19 protein-coding genes are annotated in these 15,760 nt (G+C 40.4%); 7 read left to right on the top strand and 12 right to left on the bottom strand.

What is annotated here, in order from left to right; genetic code table 11:
• Positions 1–8: 8 nt before the first annotated feature.
• The 5 genes from E0E36_RS02325 to E0E36_RS02345 are packed head-to-tail and all read left to right on the top strand — an operon-like array spanning position 9 to position 4,152.
• Positions 9–599, top strand: coding sequence for a thiamine phosphate synthase (locus E0E36_RS02325; protein WP_041387157.1), 591 nt, complete (start codon positions 9–11; stop codon positions 597–599).
• Positions 586–1,248 carry a thiamine phosphate synthase gene (locus E0E36_RS02330; RefSeq protein WP_130854583.1) on the top strand — a complete coding sequence of 221 codons (663 nt, stop codon included), beginning with the start codon at positions 586–588 and terminating at the stop codon, positions 1,246–1,248. Before E0E36_RS02325 ends, E0E36_RS02330 begins: the two co-directional genes overlap by 14 nt.
• Positions 1,233–2,006: a thiazole synthase gene (locus tag E0E36_RS02335; RefSeq protein ID WP_130854584.1), complete on the top strand. Its 774-nt coding sequence runs from the start codon at positions 1,233–1,235 to the stop codon at positions 2,004–2,006. Before E0E36_RS02330 ends, E0E36_RS02335 begins: the two co-directional genes overlap by 16 nt.
• Positions 2,006–3,118: a 2-iminoacetate synthase ThiH gene (gene thiH / locus E0E36_RS02340; RefSeq protein WP_130854585.1), complete on the top strand. Its 1,113-nt coding sequence runs from the start codon at positions 2,006–2,008 to the stop codon at positions 3,116–3,118. Before E0E36_RS02335 ends, thiH begins: the two co-directional genes overlap by 1 nt.
• Before the next feature lie 17 nt (positions 3,119–3,135).
• Entirely contained in the window at positions 3,136–4,152 is a 1,017-nt protein-coding gene (locus tag E0E36_RS02345) for a HesA/MoeB/ThiF family protein (protein ID WP_130854586.1), read from the top strand.
• Here E0E36_RS02345 and E0E36_RS02350 read toward each other — a convergent pair.
• From E0E36_RS02350 to E0E36_RS02385, 8 genes are all read right to left on the bottom strand, one after another.
• The gene (locus tag E0E36_RS02350; RefSeq protein WP_013664672.1) at positions 4,149–4,481 is read right to left on the bottom strand and encodes a nucleotide pyrophosphohydrolase; all 333 of its coding nucleotides are present in this window, start codon (positions 4,479–4,481) and stop codon (positions 4,149–4,151) included. The two genes, E0E36_RS02345 and E0E36_RS02350, sit on opposite strands and share 4 nt — an antisense overlap.
• 23 nt (positions 4,482–4,504) lie before the next feature.
• Positions 4,505–4,963, bottom strand: a complete 459-nt coding sequence (dtd, locus tag E0E36_RS02355; protein ID WP_013664671.1) for a D-aminoacyl-tRNA deacylase — start codon at positions 4,961–4,963, stop codon at positions 4,505–4,507.
• Positions 4,960–6,228 (bottom strand): peptidase T, encoded by a 1,269-nt coding sequence (pepT, locus tag E0E36_RS02360; RefSeq protein ID WP_130854587.1) that lies wholly within the window; start codon positions 6,226–6,228, stop codon positions 4,960–4,962. Before pepT ends, dtd begins: the two co-directional genes overlap by 4 nt.
• Before the next feature lie 9 nt (positions 6,229–6,237).
• The gene (locus tag E0E36_RS02365; protein WP_130854588.1) at positions 6,238–7,725 is read right to left on the bottom strand and encodes a tetratricopeptide repeat protein; all 1,488 of its coding nucleotides are present in this window, start codon (positions 7,723–7,725) and stop codon (positions 6,238–6,240) included.
• Between the two features lie 117 nt (positions 7,726–7,842).
• Positions 7,843–8,586 carry a zinc ribbon domain-containing protein gene (locus E0E36_RS02370; RefSeq protein WP_013664668.1) on the bottom strand — a complete coding sequence of 248 codons (744 nt, stop codon included), beginning with the start codon at positions 8,584–8,586 and terminating at the stop codon, positions 7,843–7,845.
• On the bottom strand, positions 8,586–9,683 hold the full coding sequence (locus E0E36_RS02375) for a Nif3-like dinuclear metal center hexameric protein (RefSeq protein ID WP_130854589.1): 1,098 nt from the start codon (positions 9,681–9,683) through the stop codon (positions 8,586–8,588). The genes E0E36_RS02370 and E0E36_RS02375 overlap by 1 nt, the downstream gene beginning before the upstream one ends.
• A gap of 3 nt (positions 9,684–9,686) precedes the next feature.
• Complete coding sequence (locus E0E36_RS02380; protein ID WP_013664666.1) at positions 9,687–10,166, bottom strand: hypothetical protein; 480 nt, start codon at positions 10,164–10,166, stop codon at positions 9,687–9,689.
• A gap of 122 nt (positions 10,167–10,288) precedes the next feature.
• The gene (locus E0E36_RS02385) at positions 10,289–10,696 is read right to left on the bottom strand and encodes a DUF4199 domain-containing protein (RefSeq protein ID WP_013664665.1); all 408 of its coding nucleotides are present in this window, start codon (positions 10,694–10,696) and stop codon (positions 10,289–10,291) included.
• A gap of 150 nt (positions 10,697–10,846) precedes the next feature.
• On the opposite strand from E0E36_RS02385, the gene E0E36_RS02390 reads away from it, so the two are divergent.
• Positions 10,847–11,419: an RNA polymerase sigma factor gene (locus E0E36_RS02390; protein ID WP_130854590.1), complete on the top strand. Its 573-nt coding sequence runs from the start codon at positions 10,847–10,849 to the stop codon at positions 11,417–11,419.
• Complete coding sequence (locus E0E36_RS02395) at positions 11,409–12,071, top strand: energy transducer TonB (RefSeq protein ID WP_130854591.1); 663 nt, start codon at positions 11,409–11,411, stop codon at positions 12,069–12,071. The genes E0E36_RS02390 and E0E36_RS02395 overlap by 11 nt, the downstream gene beginning before the upstream one ends.
• A gap of 34 nt (positions 12,072–12,105) precedes the next feature.
• Here the strand turns inward: E0E36_RS02395 and E0E36_RS02400 are convergent, their stop codons facing one another.
• The 4 genes from E0E36_RS02400 to E0E36_RS02415 all read right to left on the bottom strand — a co-directional run bounded on the left by E0E36_RS02400 (position 12,106) and on the right by E0E36_RS02415 (position 15,659).
• Positions 12,106–13,113, bottom strand: coding sequence for an inorganic phosphate transporter (locus E0E36_RS02400; protein WP_013664662.1), 1,008 nt, complete (start codon positions 13,111–13,113; stop codon positions 12,106–12,108).
• A gap of 57 nt (positions 13,114–13,170) precedes the next feature.
• On the bottom strand, positions 13,171–13,818 hold the full coding sequence (locus tag E0E36_RS02405; RefSeq protein ID WP_013664661.1) for a DUF47 domain-containing protein: 648 nt from the start codon (positions 13,816–13,818) through the stop codon (positions 13,171–13,173).
• Between the two features lie 115 nt (positions 13,819–13,933).
• Entirely contained in the window at positions 13,934–14,959 is a 1,026-nt protein-coding gene (locus E0E36_RS02410) for a sensor histidine kinase (RefSeq protein WP_013664660.1), read from the bottom strand.
• 22 nt (positions 14,960–14,981) lie between these two features.
• Positions 14,982–15,659 carry a phosphatidylserine decarboxylase family protein gene (locus E0E36_RS02415; RefSeq protein ID WP_013664659.1) on the bottom strand — a complete coding sequence of 226 codons (678 nt, stop codon included), beginning with the start codon at positions 15,657–15,659 and terminating at the stop codon, positions 14,982–14,984.
• Positions 15,660–15,760 lie beyond the last annotated feature (101 nt).

The raw sequence follows: 15,760 nt of genomic DNA on the forward strand, positions 1-15,760 counted from the left end.
CTTACAACATGAAGCTGGTTATTATAAGTCCCGAAACATTCATTAGGAACGAATCAAAAACTGTTAATCAACTGTTTGATCATGGGCTGGAAGTCTTCCACGTAAGGAAACCAAATGCGGATATTAAATCTATTCGAAAATTTATCCAATCCATTGATCCTTTCTTTCATCACAGGTTAATTGTTCATGGCGACTGTAATCTGCTTCAGGAATTTAATTTGGCAGGCATCCATTTGAAGGCAGGTGAATTTGAGGTTTTAAAGGAGCAGAGGGGGGTTATTTCCAGTTCGGCACATTCAATAGCGGAATTTATAGCAATGGACAGGCCTTGGACACAAATTTTTATCAGTCCTGTTTTTGATAGTATTTCAAAAACAGGATATCGTAAGGCCCCGCATTTGTTAGAAATGGGAAGCATAACAAGGCAAGGGCAGCTTATTGCTCTTGGCGGTATTTCGGATAGAAATATTGGTCTAATAAAAAGAAAAGGTTTCGACGGCGCAGGGTTATTAGGATATATATGGCTTACAACAAATCCCTTGTCAAATTACATCAATTTAAAGCATCTAGTAGAGGAACGAACTTATGAATCGAATTAAAAAACATATAGAGCGGCTACAATATATTACGCATGCAACAAAAGACAAGTCGATTATCGATCAAGTCCATATTGCGGTGGACGCCGGCATCAAATGGGTTCAATTTAGATTAAAAAATGCTGACGATGATACCTTTAAACAGCAGGCTATGGCTTGTTTGGAAATTGCTAAACGGCACCGTTGTACTTTTGTCATCAATGATCGCGTACATGTTGCAAAAGAAATCGATGCAGATGGCATTCATATCGGAAAAGAAGATATGTCGCCTCGCACGGCGAGGGAAATACTCGGCCCCGATAAAATCATTGGGTGCACAGCAAATACCATTGATGATATTATACAGTTAAGCAACCTACCTATTGACTATATCGGCTTAGGACCCTTTAGATTTACTAGAACAAAAGAAAAACTAAGCCCGATTTTAGGTTTAGCCGGCTATGATGAAATCATGAAAAAGGCAGTGGCTCACAATTTATCCGTTCCTATTATTGCCATTGGTGGAATCCAGGTTGAGGATGTCGGCCCGTTATTCCAAACGGGCGTACATGGTATAGCCGTCTCGGGAATTATCTCAAACAGTAATCACCCACGAAAAGACTGCCAAAATTTACTGAAACAAATAGAAGCACAATCATGTCCAACAGTTTAAAAATAGCAGATAAGATCTTCTCCTCCCGTTTGTTTACAGGTACGGGAAAATTTAGCTCCTTGTCGATTATGGAAGAGGCCCTGCTCGCATCAGGGTCTGAATTGGTGACAGTCGCACTGAAGCGTATCGATGTTACGCCACAAGATTATTTACTCAAACATCTCGATCATCCACAAATTAGCTTGCTGCCCAATACCTCCGGGGCAAGAACGGCCAAAGAAGCTGTTTATGCAGCAGAGCTTGCTAGGGAAGCCTTGGAAACAAATTGGTTGAAGCTTGAGATCCACCCGGATCCGAAGTATCTCATGCCGGATCCGATAGAAACCCTACTTGCTGCGGAAGAATTGGTTAAAAAGGGATTTGTTGTATTGCCTTATTGCCATGCTGATCCTGTACTTTGTAAACGGCTGGAGGAAGCGGGCGTAGCTGCTGTTATGCCTTTGGGGGCACCTATCGGCAGTAATCAGGGCCTGCAGACACTTCCGATGTTGGAAATTATTATACAACAAGCGAATGTCCCCGTTATTATAGATGCAGGTATCGGTAAGCCAAGTCATGCAGCGCAAGCAATGGAAATAGGAGCAGACGCCGTATTGGTAAATACGGCTATTGCGGTAGCTCCCGATCCAATCAACATCGCGATCGCCTTTAGAGAAGCCGTCCGGGCGGGTAGGATTGCTTACGAAGCTGGAATGGCTATTTCAGGACAAGAAGCACGTGCTTCCAGTCCGCTAACTTCCTTTTTAACGAATACATAATGTTCACAACTACTTTTGATCAGTTTGACTGGGAAACAGAAAAGGCTTCTATCTACAATAAAACACAGATCGAAGCTGAAAAGGCACTGTTGGCAAAGCACCGTACCTACGAGGATTTTAAGGCATTAATTGCACCCGCAGCGCTCCCTTTATTAGAGCAAATGGCTCTATTAAGCCAAAGAGAAACGCAGCGACGTTTTGGCAAAACCATTCAGCTGTATGCACCTTTATATCTGTCGAATGAATGCCAGAATATCTGTACCTATTGCGGTTTTAGTTTGGACAACAAGATACCAAGGAAGACGCTTACGTCATTGGAGATCTTGCAGGAAATTGCTGTGTTAAAAAAAATGGGTTACCAACATGTTCTACTGGTAACGGGTGAGGCGCAACAGCAAGTTGGAATGGATTATTTTAAGAAGGTTATTCCGCTCATTAAACCACATTTCGCTCATATAGCCATGGAAGTGCAGCCACTGGAGGAGTGTGACTACCGAATATTACGTCAGCTCGGTGTTAACACCATTTTGGTTTATCAAGAAACGTATCATCAATCCGATTATAAAATACACCATACCAAGGGCAAAAAGTCAAACTTCAGATATCGCTTAGAAACACCCGATAGAATCGGACGCGCTGAAATCCACAAAATTGGCTTGGGGGTTTTGTTAGGACTTGATGATTGGCGCACCGACAGTGCTTTTGCCGCCCTCCATTTGCAGTACTTGGAAAAGACGTATTGGAAAAGTAAATTTTCCATTTCTTTCCCCCGCCTTCGCCCGCACGCGGGTGGTTTGGAACCAAAAACGGTTATCAACGATGCGGAGCTTGTTCAACTGATTTGCGCGTGGCGCCTATTTAACCAAGATGTAGAGCTTTCCATGTCTACACGTGAAAGTCAGAACTTTCGGAATAACATTATCAAATTAGGTATTACATCGATAAGTGCCGGTTCTAAAACCAACCCCGGCGGTTATGCTGTTGAACCCCAAAGTTTGGAACAATTTGAGATTGATGATACGCGGACACCGGAGGAAATCATTGAGGTTATAAAACAAGCAGGATATGACCCTGTTTGGAAAGACTGGGATGCTATCTTACAACTGGATTGACATTTATTATTGGCTTCATGTTAACTGACAGAGAATATTACGACCGCCAGATAAAGTTGACGGGTTTTGGCGAGTCCGCTCAAAAAAAACTACAACAGGCAAGGGTGCTGGTTATAGGTGCCGGTGGACTTGGTTGCCCGACGTTACAATATCTCGCAACAGCAGGTGTGGGGCATATCGGGATTATTGACGGGGATCTTATTGCTATGCATAACCTACATCGACAGATTCTCTTTAGTCGAGAAGATATTGGCCATTCCAAAGCCTCTGTTGCTGTAAAGAAATTAAAGCAGCTACAACCAGCTGTCCAACTCAAATCCCACCCCTTTAGCTTAAGTGCTGAAAATGCCTTGGACATCATATCACAATACGATCTAATTGTTGATGGCAGCGATAATTTTAATACACGTTATCTGGTAAATGATGCCTGTGTGATAAGCGGTAAAGCCTTCGTATCAGGTGCGGTAAATGATTACACAGGGCAATTGTCGGTCTTCAATTATAATGAAGGGCCAACTTATCGTTGCCTTTACCCTGATGCACCCGATCCTGATTACTGCCATAGCTGTTCGATCAATGGCATCCTCAATGTATTACCCGGCATTGTTGGTCTATTGATGGCAAATGAGGTTATAAAGGTCGTTACAACCTACGGAGATGTATTAAGCGGCAAATTGCTGACAATCGATATTCAAAAAAATCGCTATCAAACCATCTCTTTTGCTGTGGATCCGAACAATAAGAAAATAAACACCTTGAAACACCACAAACATGTAATGCATGACCATGAGGTGCTGACTTATCAACGATTAAATCCCAATACATTACTGGTTGACGTAAGAGAAGATTGGGAATTTGAAGAGAAAAATATTGGAGGTATCAATATTCCGCTCTATGAATTGCCTCATCGGATTTCCGAAATTAAAGGCAATCACCCGATTATTTTTTTGTGTCAATCGGGACTGAGAAGCAAGCAAGCCGCTGCCTTATTTAAAAATGAAAACCGACAAATTATGATCGCTAAGCTGGATTAGGGTCGATTCAGCTTTTCGTTATTCTTGTGTCTTTCGCTATCGCGAATAGACTTTTTATGAAGATTTTTTTCGAGTGCGTCGGTTAGATCAATTCCGGTCTGGTTTGCTAAGCAAATCAAGACAAAAAGCACGTCGGCCATTTCGTCCGCTAAATTTACTTCCTTGTCAGATTTTTTGAAGGACTGTTCACCATATTGTCTTGCCATGATGCGAGCAACTTCGCCCACTTCTTCCATTAACATGGCCGTATTGGTAAGCTCATTAAAATAACGGACACCGGTTGTTTGAATCCAATGATCAACTAATTCTTGCGCTTCCTTTATTGTCATAGTTCTTTATCTAGAAATGAAACTCAATAGTTTTCTTTATCCTTTGTGTTCATTATGATGGTCACGGGTCCATCGTTAAGTAAATCGACTTTCATATCAGCACCAAAAACACCTCTCGCAACAGCTTTACCCATTAACGTTTCCAACTCGTTAATCATTTTATCATAAATAGGCATTGCCTGTAACGGCTTTGCCGCTCGTATAAAAGAAGGCCTATTGCCTTTCTTGGTTTGTGCAAAAAGCGTAAATTGCGATATCAGTAGGATATCACCCTGCACGTCCATAAGCGATTTGTTCATCAACCCTTTGTCGTCGCCAAAAATTCGCATATTGACGATTTTTTGCGCGAGCCAGCGTACATCGTCCTCTCCGTCTTCTTCCTCAATTCCCAATAATATCAATAAGCCGTGTTTAATCTCTCCCGTAATTTTTTCAGATACCTTACAAGAAGCTCGACTGACACGTTGTAGTACCGCTCTCAATTACGTTCCTCCTTTTTAGTCCATAAATGGGCGATGTGAATAAGCGTTAATGCCGCCTTCTGCATATCTTGTACGGAAACCCATTCTTGTTTTCCGTGGAAAGCGTGCTCTCCTGCAAAAATATTGGGACATGGGAGCCCCATAAAAGAAAGTCGCGATCCGTCCGTTCCGCCCCTTATACTTCTCCTGATGGGCTTTAAGCCTGCCAACCGGATGGCCTGAAGCCCGATATTGATAATTGCAGGATATTTATCCAACACTTGCTTCATGTTGCGATATTGTTCATGAATGATCAATTGGTAAGAACACCCCGTATATTGTGCTACGACCTGCTTAGCAATGCTATCCAGTATTTGCTCATGAGCAAGAAGTTGTTCATCCCTGAAATCTCGAATTATAAAATCAATTTTCGCCTGCTCAACGGTGCCCGATATGGAGACGGGGTGAATAAATCCTTCTTTGTCGCTTGTCGTTTCGGGAGAAAGCCTGTCTTTAGGCAATGCACTTACAACTTCAGCGGCAATCTTTATAGCACTCTGCATTTTTCCTTTTGCAAAACCGGGATGGGCACTGATTCCGTTAATGGTAAGTGATGCCCCGTCAGCCGAGAAAGTTTCGTCTTCAATTGAACCAGCGGTTTCTCCATCAACAGTATAACCAAAATCAGCGCCAAGTTTCTCCATATCTACTTTATCTACACCTCTGCCAATTTCTTCGTCCGGTGTAAAAAGGATTCGTATTTTACCGTGTTTTATTTCCGGATGCTTTAACAATAAGGCTACCGCATCCATAATAGCAGCAAGCCCCGCTTTATTGTCAGCTCCTAACAAAGTTGTTCCACTGGCGGTGATGATGTCATTGCCAATCTGCATTTGTAGATCCGGATGGTTTTCCTTCGTAAGCACCTGCGAAGGATCATCCGGTAACACAATGGGGTCGCCCTGATAATTTTTATGGATGATCGGCTTTACATCCACGCCACTACAATCAGGAGAGGTATCCATATGCGAACACAAACAAATGACAGGTATAGCGGGATCATCAATATTGGCATCCACCGTAGCATATACATACCCAAATTCATCTAAATGCGCATCATGCACGCCTAACGCTTTCAGTTCCTCCACCAGCAACCGCCCTAAATTCTTCTGCTTTTCAGTAGATGGTTGGCTTATGGAGTGTGGATCACTTTGCGTATCTATTTTCACGTAGCGCAAAAAACGTTCGGTAACGCTATACTCCTCGGGCTTTATCAAAATACTCATTTGGTAAAATTAATACTTTCCTGCTATTCTTTTTAAAGCCTCTTTAGCTTTATTCTCTATGCTACTTTCGTAATCGTGGTTTTTCATATTGATTGCTTTACTGTAGCAATCTGCCGCCATTTTATACCGCTTTTTTTCCACATAAATATCTCCGAGGAAGAGTGCTGCATTAGCCGCATAATAGTATTTGCTGTCTTTACCGAAGGCGATTGTGTATTGATAAAACTTGATCGCTCCATTAATCCCGCCGGTTTCATGAAATACGCGAGCAAAACGATAACAATATTCAATTTTATCTCGTTTTTGCTTATAATTATTGGCATTTTCTTTTTCTAAAACGTCCTTTGCTCTTTCATAATAGCCCCCGTCAAATAGAAATCTAGCCTTTAATAAACTTTCATTGGGTACTCCCTCATTTGCTTCATTGAGGGCTTGCTTATCTTTTTCGTCATAAGTGGTCCCGTTAAGCTGTATCTTTGAGAGATAAGCCTTATAATTCAAACTATCGCCCTTCAGCAGAGAAATGTATGCCAAATGAAGATAAGTGTCTTTTATATAGCTTCCTCCTGCACTTTCCTCTAGGAAGCGTTGAAAATCTACCTTTGCTGAAAAATCCAGTTTATGAAGCTTGGCCATTCCCTGTAAATAGTCGAGATAGGGATAATTAACGTAATCGGCACTTTTTGGCTTTGCGATTAAATACGCTATTGCTTCATCGTTATGACCGGTTTTAAAAGCCGTAAATGCGCGGATGTAAAGTTTCAGTAAACTATCATCTTGCATTTTGCCGGTCAAAAAATAAATTTTTTCAAACGCTTGCTTCTTCTTGGTGATGTTAACCCAAACCTGCATCAGATAAAAAACAGATTCGTCATAAAAAATTTCATAAGCTGACCCTGGCAAACTATTCACAAGCTCTTCCAGCATCTTCTCGCCTCTTTGGGTGCTACCGTGTACGCCCAACGTACCCAGCGCCTTCTGCGCGCCCGTGGGTAAGGAGCCGATTACGGCATTTACCATGCCTAAACCTTTTTTGTTAGGAAGAAATTCCGGAAATTTCTCCATGTTTTCATGGAGCATATTATAGGCTTTTTTAATCTCTAGCGCACTGGCCACATACTCTTGGTACTTACCTCGAAGAAGGGCCCATTGCAGGTTTATTTCGGCTTGTGCAAAAAGATAGTAAGGAGAGTTCTTATCGCCTCCACCGAGTTGAGACAAACGGCTTGATTTGTTCTTTTTTAACTTATCGAATGCCGACTTGTCATCGCATGAAAGTATGTAGAAATAGTCAACATAATTCTCCAATAAGGGAATGAAGTTGTTCTCCGGGTTCACCAGTCTCTCTTTTTCGAGATATTGCTTCGCCAAATCCAACCTTAAATTTAAAATTTCTACATAGGCTTGTTTACAATTAGCCGAGAAGTCAAAAGCAGCATAGGTTCTAGGAAATAAACTAAAGGAAAGGGTGAGGAGTAATACTAATTTGCGCGCCATGTGCATTTGATTAACGAATATGATTCCTCTTTATTAGCAGTAACAATGCCAAAATACACCGCCAATAAAAAAGCCCAGGACATATGACCTGAGCTTAACAATATGTTATAATAAATTTTAGGCTTCCAATGTGTTCTCTACAAAAGCCTCATCCACCAAAATACGGCCACAGTGTTCACACACAATGATTTTTTTACGTTGACGGATATCTAACTGTCTCTGCGGTGGGATTTGGTTATGACATCCTGAACACGAATCTCTGTCGATTGTTACGACAGCCAAACCGTTCTTTGCATTATTACGCAATCTGGTGTAGGCAATGAGTAAACGTTCTTCGATGTTTGATTCCGCTTCTTCTGCTTTTCGTAATAACTCGTCTTCGTCTTTTTGCGTTTCAGAAGTTATTGTATCCAATTCCTCTTGTTTAACGGCTAAATCTTTCTTACGTTCTTCTAAATCGCCTTGCGTTTTTTCGTAGATCTCCGTTTTGTTACGAATCTCAAATTCATGCTCACGGATTTTCTTCTCGCAAACCTGAATTTCTAATCCTTGAATCTCAATTTCTTTGGTAATCGCGTCGTACTCCCTATTATTCTTTACCTCATTTAATTGGGATTCATATTTCTTAATAGCAGCCTGCGCTTCCTTAATCATGTTTTTACGATTAACGATAGCGTCTTCTAAGTCATCAAGCTCTGAACGGATCTTTTCCATACGAGTTTCTAGACCAGCTACTTCGTCTTCAAGATCAGCCACCTCGATAGGCAATTCTCCTCGAACCTGACGGATCTTATCAATTTTGGTATGAATTGTCTGCAAATCCCAAAGGGCCTGCAACTTTTGCTCTACGGTTTGTTCCATTAAATATAATAATTTATGGGGTTTGTATTTACTCCGGTTAAACGGACTGCAAAGTTAGGAAATTTTTTTTGAATTATTTCCAACAATAATTCCTGTGTAAACTGCTCACTTTCAAAATGTCCGACATCGGCAATAACAATTTTTTTCTCCGCATCAAAAAACTCATGATACTTATAGTCAGCCGTCACAAACACATCAGCCCCTTGCCGAATAGCTTGAGATAGTAAAAAGCCGCCCGAACCTCCGCAAACAGCAACGCGTTGCACACGCTTACCCCTTAAACGGGTATGCCTTATTACACTCGCCCCCAAACATTGCTTAAGAAGTTCAAGAAACTGGCGCTCTTCTAAAGGCTCCGGTAGGCTCCCTATCATGCCGCTACCTACTTGGTGATGTTTATTTTGAAGTTTATAAATATCGTAGGCAACCTCCTCGTAGGGATGCGTTTCATACATAGCGATCAAAATTTGCCTTTCCCGATGTTGCGGATAGATAACTTCTATTCGTTCTTCGACTTCGTAATGTCGTTCTCCGATCGAACCAACATAGGGATTTGTCTCCGCCCCCGCTTTAAAGGTTCCGGTTCCTGATGCATTAAAGCTACATTCACTGTAATTTCCGATATGACCCGCACCCGCTTTAAACAATGCTGACCGGAGCTGCTCTGCTTGCGTCTTCGGAACAAAGACAACCAGTTTATTCAATAGTTCCTCTTTAGGCGAAAGGATGGATAGCTGTTGAAGACTTAGCTTTTCCGCGATCTTCTTATTGACTCCTCCATAAATATTATCCAAATTGGTATGAATGGCATAAAGAGCAATATCATGCTTAATAGCCTTCATTACAACACGTTCAACGTAGCTACGTCCATTAAAGCGCTTTAAACCTTTGAATACAATGGGATGATGAGCGATAATTAACTGACATCCCAAGTCAATCGCTTCGTCTACGACCTCTTCTGTACAATCGAGTGATATAATAGCCCGATCAATATTCTGATCAGGGTTTCCCACGATCAATCCTGAATTATCGTAAGACTCTTGATAAGAAAGAGGGGCAATCTGTTCTAAATAATCTATTAATGCAGCTAAAATCATGATTTAGTTTTCTTCCTCCTGATGCTCTTGTTGTTCGCTAAGGAATATATTATGGTCTTTTAACAATTCCCTAAACTTGTTCATTTTAACCCAATAGGCAAAGAAATAGAAAAAATAGACCAAATTCACTCCCATTAGGATATTCACGGGGAGTGGAAGCATGGTAATGATATACAAAATAGCAACGGTAATACCGGTTGATCGTCCGGGAAATTCCTCCTCAGCAATCTTACGATCATAAAATTCATTCGTTAAAGAATCCGACATACGTCTTGCCAATTCAAAGTTCCAATAAATGTTAAAAATCGGAATTAACACTAAAAACGCTTCGCCCGGTTTCATGAATCTATTTTCCGGTGCGATCAATTTCAACGTAGCCCTAAACGTATTTGCATACAAAACTTTGATAAATAAAAAGAGAGCAGCCAAAGCTCCTGCGGCAATTAACGTTTCCCGGTCAATATTATTTATATCCAATTCCATTGGTACGAAAGTACATCAAAAACTTAGATAACTGAATTTTATGTGCAATTTACAAAACCCATACGTTACCTAAGCAGCCAACTTCCGATCCATCTTGCGCAAAACATAAAGAATATTGGTAATTAAAGGTTCTTAGGCTTATTCATGAACCAAAGGCTCACTGCCAAATTCAGCAAAATCCCGACCAATAAAGCCCCCCCAAATCGCCCCATGTATTCTTCCATATAAGGCTGCCTTTCATACTGTAATAATATCGCCGTAGCCAAGCCTGCAAGTACTCCGCCTACCAGTAAAATCATAAAACCTTGAACAAATGCCCGAAAAAACGAAATCTGATGATTAGGCAGCGTATTTTTATAATGAGCGATTCCAAAATAGAGCCCTAAAAATGGGATAAAAACAGAAAGATATTCCATCCATGAAATTCCTAAGAATCCTGCTGAAGACCCTCCGCCGGTTTTCTGAATAACGAAAATCCATATTCCGCTTAGAATGCCGATGAGAACACCGTATGGCCATGCTTGTTTCATAATCAGTGCTTTTAAATTGTTTCTGTATAACAAGATTAATATATTATTGTTTAGTTACTCCCAGTCGCGGCTCGGGTTCCCGATATCGAACGACCGTTGCGAATGTTGTTTTATATAGTTATTTTAGTTTACCGGTAAAAACGCATTACATTGGCATTTCAAAAAAGAGTAGAAAAACATAATGAAGCTGATTTATTGAGTCGATATAAATCTACGGGAGAATTACACATATTGGGCGTGTTATACGAACCATATATGCCGCTCGTTTATGGTGTATGTTTAAAATACTTAAAGGATGAGGGTCGCAGCGAGGATGCTGTTATGCAGATATTTGAACAGCTTATACAGAAGCTACGCATTCATACTGTTAATAATTTTAAAAGCTGGCTATATTCATTTGCTAGAAATTACTGCCTAATGGAATTGCGTGCAGCCAATAAAGAGACTACCATCTCCATAGAAGAAAATTCTTTTATGGAAAATGAGCTCGTTGAGCATCAATTCTTAGGAGAAGATATGCTTGAAAGCAAACTCACGCAGATGGAGAAATGCTTAGAGCAATTAAATATGGAACAGCGAGAATGTGTTCGGTTATTTTACTTGGATCAGAAATGCTACAAAGAGATATCAGACCTCACCGGCTACGATTTGAGTAAGGTTAAAAGCTATATACAAAATGGCAAACGGAACTTAAAAATATGTATGGAAAAAAATGACAAGTAACATAACGAATATTATACGAATTCAGCAATACCTTAAAGGAGAACTATCTCCTGAGGAAATGAACAAATTGGAACGGGAAGCATTGGATGATCCTTTTCTGAATGATGCATTGGAAGGTTATCTACAAAAGGGTGTAAACACACAACACTTAACTTTACTTCAACAACGCTTACAGAATAGAATAACGGAGCAGCCACAAGAAAGAAACCGCATGCTTTTTACTTCGCAAAGGCTCGGCATAGCAGCTGTTGCTTGTTTGTTGTTTGTTTTGGCTTGTGTCTTGCTTTGGATGGTTAACACCCGAAATACAGCAAATAAGACGAACCGAGAGGTAACGGTAGAACTGAACACAGGTGACCCTATTCCTTCCGGCAACGGATTATCAATTGCAAGAAAGTTAACAGCATCCTCGGCATCGCCGGCAGCCGGATGGGATCACTTTAATGATTACATCGCGAAAAAAGCGAAGTCCAATATGGCTAAAGGAGTCATTGTTCTTCGGTTTCAAGTAAACCAACAGGGACGGCCATTCAACATACAGGTAATAAAAGGCACCGAATATAGTCAGCTAAACGAAATCAAACAGCTATTGAAAGGTGGACCGGCTTGGGAAGCGAATAAATCGGGGGAAGTTGAGTTTGTTTTTGAATAGATGTAATTCTATTCAAAAACAAACCTGAAGCTCTTTATAAAATATAATGCATAATGCCATAAGTGATGCCCGCCAAGATTGCGGATACAGGAATGGTTAGTACCCATGCCCATAGCAAACTGATTGTTACGCCCCAACGGACAGCCGACACACGCTTAACCAAACCAACACCTATAATGGAACCTGTAATCGTGTGGGTTGTAGAAACCGGGATTCCGAAGTGCTCGGTAATTCCTAGGGTTAAGGCTCCCGCTGTTTCGGCACCAACTCCCTCTAAAGCTGTCACTTTCGTGATTTTTGTTCCCATTGTTTTTACAATTTTCCATCCACCGCTCATGGTTCCTAATGCGATCGCACTATAACAGGTTAAAGGGATCCATTCCGGCATATGATCGGCATTTGGTAAATACCCGCCTGCTACCATGGCAACTACAATAATTCCCATAACCTTTTGCGCATCGTTTCCTCCGTGAGCAAAGCTCAAAGCGGCCGACGAAACTAACTGCAATCGCTTAAACCATTTTTCTGCAACCGCCGGGCGAGACCGTTTTGCCAAGTGCAAAATTATCAGCGTTATAACAATTGATATCAGCATACCAATTACAGGGGCCAACACAATGAAAGAAATTATCTTTAGGGTAGGTCCTAAGTTGATGGCACCCATAATGGAATCACCCAGAAATAGCGCATGGGCCATGCCCGCACCTGCAAACCCACCGATCAGCGTATGTGAGGAGCTGGAAGGAATTCCGTAATACCAGGTAAATAAGTTCCAGCTGATGGCAGCAATCAATCCGGCTAGGATAACTTCTAACGTAATATAATTTTCAACTACTGTCTTCGCTATCGTATTGGCAACTTTGTGATCTGTAAAATAGAAATAAGCCGCAAAATTAAATGCTGCTGCCCAAAGCACAGCCTGAAAAGGTGTCAGCACTTTAGTTGATACAATGGTGGCAATGGAATTAGCTGCATCATGGAAACCGTTTATATAATCAAAAGCAACGGCTAGCACAATAACAACGACCAGTATGGTTAACATAGATTTTAAATTTTAATTAGTGAAGGGCTTAAATGTAAAAATAGCACGCGCAAGATGCTACGCATTTTTCACTAAAATACTTTCTAACACATTCGCCACATCTTCACACATATCGGTTGCGGTTTCCAATGTAGCAAGCACCTCTTTATACTTTATAAGAGATATCGCATCTTTTTCGTATAAGAACAGGTCGCCTATCGCTTTATTATAAACGTAGTCGGCTTTGTTTTCCACACTATTTACACGAACGCAAGCATCTGCGATACTTCGCACATTTTTCAAATTTCTTAACTCATGCATACCCTTGGAAAGCGCAGTAACCGCTTCCACAATCAGCCCCGCTAATTCGCGGATTGGATCTGTAATGGTATCGACATGATACAGCTCCATCCGATTTGCAGAATCAAAAATATAGTCAGCGATATCATCCAAAGCACTTGCAAGTGTATGAATATCCTCACGATCAAAGGGAGTAATAAAGTTCTTTCCTAACTCCAGATGTATTTGATGGGTGATTTCATCCCCCTTGTGCTCCAAATCTTTAACCTTTTTATAAAGCGTTTTTCTTTGTTCTAGATCATCTGTATTAACTGCCTCGTGAAGTGCTTGGGCGATGTCTATCAGGTTAGTACTTGCCTGTTCAAAAAGAGGGAAAAACTTTTTGTCTTTTGGAACGAAGTATTGGAATATACTGTTTAGCGACATTTTGTTTTTTATATATTATGTTGCAAAGGTATATCCTTTATGTTAAGTTAATGTTAAGTTTGTGCTAACTCTATCCAAATGAACATTTGTGTAACAAGGAAAACGGTTCATGTATTTAAGCCTTTGCTAAAGTAAACCCAAAGGTTGAACCCAATCCTTCAGTACTTCTTACGGAAATTGTTTGTTGATGCGCTTCCAGTATATGTTTCACGATGGCCAATCCCAATCCTGATCCACCAATTTGCCGTGAACGACTTCGATCGGTTCGGAAAAACCGTTCAAATAAGCGGGGCAAGTACTTCTCCTCAATGCCGATGCCATCGTCCGTTACCTCGATGAGCACCTGGTCATGCAACTCGTAGGTTTTAATATAGGTGTGCCCCTTTTCTTTGCCGTACTTAATAGAATTGCTAATTAGGTTGACCAAAACTTGTCGAATTTTTTCTCGATCGGCGTTTACAAAAATTGGATAACTATATTTCTGCTTAAAGATTAGTTCTATATCATGCTTTTCTGCTTTTAGTTCTAAGGATTCCATTACTTCCTTAACGAGCAGGGAAAGATCAAATCGTTGGTAATTTATTTTAATTTCACCGCTTTCCAATTTAGCTATTTCATCCAAGTCTTTGATGAGATAACTTAGCCGATCAATGTTGTTGGAGGCTTTTTGCAAAAAGACTTCTGCTCTTTCAGGATCTTCATACATAAGTCCATCTTGAACGGCTTCTAAATATCCCTGAATAGCAAAAAGAGGTGTTTTAAATTCATGCGATATATTTGAAAGGAACTCCCTTCTAAATTGTTCCTGGTTTTTCAATGCATCTATCTCAATTTTCTTTTCCCTCGCCCAGGCTCTTACTTCTTCATGCACATCGTTGATAGGATCGTCACCCAATTGCTCGCCCAAGGCTTCCTTTAAATCTTTACCCAATTTAAGGTTATGGATCATTTTGTAAATGAGCGTAATCTTTCGATAAATATAGCGTTCAATGAGGTAGTAAAAAACAAAAAAGCTGCAAATGAACGCAATAACAAACGTTATTAGGAAGTAATACCAACTATGCTGAAAGTAGAAGTTTACCGAACTTAATGATAAAGCAACAATTAATGCATTTATTGAGACCAGCAACTTAAATTGCATAACCGGTTTAGTTTAAAACTTTTTAATTAATAGGCTGCTCTTCATCAAATTCACCCAAGATGGTGATGCCGCCCTTCACTTTATCGCCCAGCTTTACATTCACCTTTGTTCCTATAGGCAAGAAGACATCTACACGAGAGCCAAATTTAATGAAGCCAAATTCTTCTCCTTGCTTGACTTCTTTGCCTTCGTTAACATACCATACGATTCGCCTCGCTAGTGCTCCGGCGATCTGCCTAAACAAAACCTCTACGCCAAATGAGCTTTCTACAACGATTGTCGTTCGCTCGTTAAGTGTTGAAGATTTTGGATTCCAGGCCATCAAGTATTTCCCGGGATGATATTTAAAAAATTTGACGATACCGGTAATGGGGCTCCGATTACTATGTACATTAATCGGCGACATGAAAATGGATACTTGTAATCGTCTGTCTTTAAAATATTCTGTTTCTTCTGTTTCTTCAATAACCACCACCTTCCCATCTGCCGGGCATAATATCTTTTGTTCACTTGGACTGATTTTACGGATTGGGTTCCTGAAAAACTGTATAACCGTCACAAGAAGTACAAACGAAAGTATATATACGATCCACGTCAATATACTATTGTCTGAGTAAAAAAAATGCACCAACGCATTTATTACAAAAACAAATAATATTGAAAGCGCTAATGTCGTATAACCTTCTTTATGGAATTTCATTAGAATAATTTATTATTGTGTGTGCCCTGTAAGGTCATTATTTCGATACAAACTTAGCATATTTTTTCCTCAGAATAAATTATTAATAATCTTGCATGCCC

Source organism: Olivibacter jilunii, assembly GCF_900607235.1.
Taxonomy (GTDB): Bacteria; Bacteroidota; Bacteroidia; order Sphingobacteriales; family Sphingobacteriaceae; genus Olivibacter; species Olivibacter oleidegradans.

Bases quoted from the DNA above. Each gene is read 5' to 3' on its own strand.
- E0E36_RS02325 (WP_041387157.1), top strand. From the start codon at position 9: ATGAAGCTGGTTATTATAAGTCCCGAAACATTCATTAGGAACGAATCA.
- E0E36_RS02330 (WP_130854583.1), top strand. From the start codon at position 586: ATGAATCGAATTAAAAAACATATAGAGCGGCTACAATATATTACGCAT.
- E0E36_RS02335 (WP_130854584.1), top strand. From the start codon at position 1,233: ATGTCCAACAGTTTAAAAATAGCAGATAAGATCTTCTCCTCCCGTTTG.
- thiH (WP_130854585.1), top strand. From the start codon at position 2,006: ATGTTCACAACTACTTTTGATCAGTTTGACTGGGAAACAGAAAAGGCT.
- E0E36_RS02345 (WP_130854586.1), top strand. From the start codon at position 3,136: ATGTTAACTGACAGAGAATATTACGACCGCCAGATAAAGTTGACGGGT.
- E0E36_RS02350 (WP_013664672.1), bottom strand. From the start codon at position 4,481: ATGACAATAAAGGAAGCGCAAGAATTAGTTGATCATTGGATTCAAACA.
- pepT (WP_130854587.1), bottom strand. From the start codon at position 6,228: ATGAGTATTTTGATAAAGCCCGAGGAGTATAGCGTTACCGAACGTTTT.
- E0E36_RS02365 (WP_130854588.1), bottom strand. From the start codon at position 7,725: ATGGCGCGCAAATTAGTATTACTCCTCACCCTTTCCTTTAGTTTATTT.
- E0E36_RS02370 (WP_013664668.1), bottom strand. From the start codon at position 8,586: ATGGAACAAACCGTAGAGCAAAAGTTGCAGGCCCTTTGGGATTTGCAG.
- E0E36_RS02375 (WP_130854589.1), bottom strand. From the start codon at position 9,683: ATGATTTTAGCTGCATTAATAGATTATTTAGAACAGATTGCCCCTCTT.
- E0E36_RS02380 (WP_013664666.1), bottom strand. From the start codon at position 10,166: ATGGAATTGGATATAAATAATATTGACCGGGAAACGTTAATTGCCGCA.
- E0E36_RS02385 (WP_013664665.1), bottom strand. From the start codon at position 10,696: ATGAAACAAGCATGGCCATACGGTGTTCTCATCGGCATTCTAAGCGGA.
- E0E36_RS02395 (WP_130854591.1), top strand. From the start codon at position 11,409: ATGACAAGTAACATAACGAATATTATACGAATTCAGCAATACCTTAAA.
- E0E36_RS02400 (WP_013664662.1), bottom strand. From the start codon at position 13,113: ATGTTAACCATACTGGTCGTTGTTATTGTGCTAGCCGTTGCTTTTGAT.
- E0E36_RS02405 (WP_013664661.1), bottom strand. From the start codon at position 13,818: ATGTCGCTAAACAGTATATTCCAATACTTCGTTCCAAAAGACAAAAAG.
- E0E36_RS02410 (WP_013664660.1), bottom strand. From the start codon at position 14,959: ATGCAATTTAAGTTGCTGGTCTCAATAAATGCATTAATTGTTGCTTTA.
- E0E36_RS02415 (WP_013664659.1), bottom strand. From the start codon at position 15,659: ATGAAATTCCATAAAGAAGGTTATACGACATTAGCGCTTTCAATATTA.